At 38.4% G+C, this 3,532-nt stretch carries 2 protein-coding genes; one reads left to right on the top strand and one right to left on the bottom strand.

The window, feature by feature from the left end:
- Positions 1-325: 325 nt before the first annotated feature.
- Positions 326-676, top strand: a complete 351-nt coding sequence (locus B2746_RS22730) for an immunity protein Imm33 domain-containing protein (protein ID WP_290799464.1) — start codon at positions 326-328, stop codon at positions 674-676.
- A gap of 144 nt (positions 677-820) precedes the next feature.
- Here B2746_RS22730 and B2746_RS22725 read toward each other — a convergent pair whose 3' ends face one another.
- Positions 821-3,208, bottom strand: a complete 2,388-nt coding sequence (locus B2746_RS22725; RefSeq protein ID WP_290799462.1) for an ABC transporter permease — start codon at positions 3,206-3,208, stop codon at positions 821-823.
- Positions 3,209-3,532 lie beyond the last annotated feature (324 nt).

The following is a 3,532-nucleotide window of genomic DNA, read 5'->3' as shown; positions in this document are numbered from 1 at the left end:
CAATATAAGCTAAACCAAAATCCACTAATACTTTTCCAAAAACACTTATGCGTTATTTTAAAAAAGGTAAACTAAAAAGTTGTTACCTTTTTTCAAATGTCATAGAATATTCCTTTTACCATAATTCCGACTATAATTTTTATTTTATTGAAGACTATAAGTTCTTTTTAAGTAATGGTTTTTTCTACATCTCTCTCGATCCGGCCCAACCAATAATAGAAGAAGTTGAAGTAAATGATAATGATATTATAAAAGCAGAACGAGTGCATTTATTTTCTAGACCTAAATTATGAGAAAATAGTCTCAAAAAACCAAGAACTTAAAGATGGAAATCGACGAAGAACAAAAGGAAGTTTGCCATAAATATGAAGAACATGTTTTCCCATCCCCGTTCAGCCTTAACGTTGGAATTTCTTTAAATGTTAAAGGAGGAACCATCTTTCCAATAAACGGCCTGAGGCATCCTCCAGAAGGTGACACAACAGGATGGTACATTTGGGCTGTCGAAAGTTTCTCCAATGACCCCAGCTTCTTTGTTCCTTTACACGTTGAGCATTTAAAGAGTTGGTATCCTCAACTACTGAAATTTTTAGGTCTCCCTCCTGGTTACCGGTTTTTAATCGGTGAGGATAATTATGAAGATGTTTGGTACGATCCGAGTCTTTTGGAGGTTTGAAAAAATAAAATTTTGTCTCAAAAAACGAAGAACTAACTTAGAAAGTTATTATCCTGAATAGTGTGATAATTGACAATCTCAGCCAGGCTGAAATAATCTCTTGCTCTTATCTACTTCAATGGTCCTTACCAGATTTTCGAAATACTATTCTGCCCGTAGTTTTTCTATCGGATTTGTGGTAGCTGCCCGGTATACTTTGGTGCCGATGATTAAACTACAACAAAACAGAACAATAGCCAGGGTACCAAAATAAGGTTCAGGACCCGCTTCAGGATGGTATTTGAATATAAATTGAAAAATGAACTTACTGGTAAACAGGTAGCCAAATGCTGAGCCAATCACAAAAGCGATCAGAAGAATACGAACAAACTCACGGTTTACCAATCCAATTATTTGCATGACAGAAGCCCCCAACACTTTTCGCATTCCAATTTCTTTGCCTCGTTTGTCTATGTTTAATGATATCAAGGCAAACAATCCTGAGGCAGATAACAGCAAGGTAACGATAGCCAGAAAATATGCAATTGATTTAAAACCATCTGTCATACGAATTTCTTTTTCTATTAAGTCCGATTGCAGATAGGACCTGTAAGGTACATTAGGAGCTACCTGATGCCAGTCGGCCTGAAGGGACTTTGCTACCTCCGGTAACTTATCCTGACCCGATCGCACTACAACAAATTTATAATCATCCGGCTTAGCCATCCTCAATATGCACGGCGGCACAAGGTCATGTAAACCATATTCTTTATAATCGCTCACAACTCCTACGATAGTGTACCTGGCACTATCCAGACTTACCGTTTGACCCAGGGGCTGCTCCAAATTCAATTGTTTCACAAAAGTTTGGTTCACTAAGACAGATTGATCAGCTTCTGCCTCAGTGTCATAAAAGTGGCGTCCCTGCAATAACCGGATACCCATGGTATTCAGATAAGCTTTTCCACCAACCTGTGTAACCTGAGCCTGAATCTGGTTTTCAGCTATTTTAGCCTTAAGTGTGTATGAACCATCCCCAATTTGTTGAACACACCCAGCCACACTTCTAATTTCCGGATTTTGCTCAATTTTCTGTTTAAACATGGCATATTCCTGAGGATTACTGATCTCAACAACAGCTATTTCATTGATCGCATAACCAAGGTCTGCCTTCTGTTGAAACGATGCATTCTGAGACATAACAATGCCCACCACTAATGCAAAACAGGACAAACTGAACTGGGCTATTAATAAGAATCTGGTAAAGCGGTTGGAAGAGCCCAGGAATGTTTTCCCTTTAAGAATTGAAACAGGTTCAAAAGAACTAATGTAGAATGCCGGGTATAAACCTGAAAAGATTGCACACACCAAAGGAATAAGTATGAGAAAAATCCATAAACCATAATCCCGGCTAAAGTCAGGTAAAAGATCAACTCCGGTCAGTTGATTGACTGATGGTGTGAGTAAACCGACAAACACCAATGCTATTAAGGAGGCCAGGAGACAAAGAACAATGTTTTCGGCAAGAAACTGGCGGATCAACTGTCCTTTAATTCCCCCAATCACTTTACGAATTCCAATTTCTTTTAATCGGCTGCTGGCAAATGCGATGGAAATATTAGTAAAATTAAAACAGGTAATCAACAAAATAAATATCGACATAATCGCCGGAACAATTACTAGGACACCGCGGGGGTTAGATGTCAGTTGACTGCCATACACATACCCCGACATATCAATATCTGAACTCGTGGCAAGCTCAGAAAAAGGTTGCAGATAAAAGTCTGCAATTTCCCAGTCGATTCGTTTACGATTATGAGGTTCTATGAAAGCATTGAGATCAGCAGTTACAAATCGAATTGATTTTTCGTCTTTCAGTTTTACAAATGTGGTTATCAATGAGGCATTCGACCAGTCAGTTGCTTCTGTCTTTGTACTGGTTGATTCGTTGCTAAAGGAAGTAATAATATCAAAGTGGATACTCGAATTCGCTGGAATTTTTTCCATTACAGCCCCCACTGTATAAACTTTGGAAATGTTGTCTGCTCCGATTACCGTCAGAGTCTGACCAACGGGCATTACTTTAGAAAAATATTTTTCTGCAAAAGCATCACTAATGACCACCTGGTTGGGTTGGCCGAAGCCAGATAAGTTACCTTGTTTTAATGGCAAGGTAAAAAAATCAAATAATGTCTTATCTGCGTAAAAAATACGCTCATCGAAAGTATCCTCCTGTTTTTTTACAATAACGGAGGCACTGCTAAGCCTTGCTATCCCCTCTATCCCTGAGTCTTTTTTATTGATAGCCTGGGCTAAGGGCAGCGGTGTCACACCCCACGGTTGACTATTTCCATCAATCTTACGATTACTGTTTATCCTGTAAATATTTTTAGTATTGCTATGGTTTTGATCAAAGTTTGCCCGGTAATTATAGTTGAGATAAGCCAATATACAACAAGTAATGGCAAAGCCGAGACCCATCACATTGAGGATAACATACACTTTGTTGCGTTTAAGAACCCGAAAGGCGATTTTTAAGTAATTTGTGAACATAACGATAATTAAATTTAACAGTGATTGCCGGAACAGATCGAGAAATGAGTGATGGGCTTACCCTTGTTATTTTATTCCCAACTATCATGCCATCGCTCTGAAACAAGCCCTGAGGGGGCTTTAGAGTTTTTTGTCCGTTTTTTCTGTTCGGAAACGGACATTTGTGTCCGTTTTTAAAGTTAAAAATAATAGAATTACAGTCTTAAAAAACGAAGATTTCGCTGATTCTCGAAAGGACCAGGTACGAAAATCTTTTGATACAGCAATAGGTTCTGAAAATTTTGAAATAAAGGAATGGATTTTATGCTTACCATACAGTTTCGA

Origin of the sequence: Flavihumibacter sp. UBA7668 (genome assembly GCF_002483205.1) — a bacterium.
Taxonomy (GTDB): domain Bacteria; phylum Bacteroidota; class Bacteroidia; order Chitinophagales; family Chitinophagaceae; genus Flavihumibacter.
The sequence above is the reverse complement of the archived record's forward strand: the minus strand, read 5'-3'. Positions and strand labels throughout refer to the sequence as shown.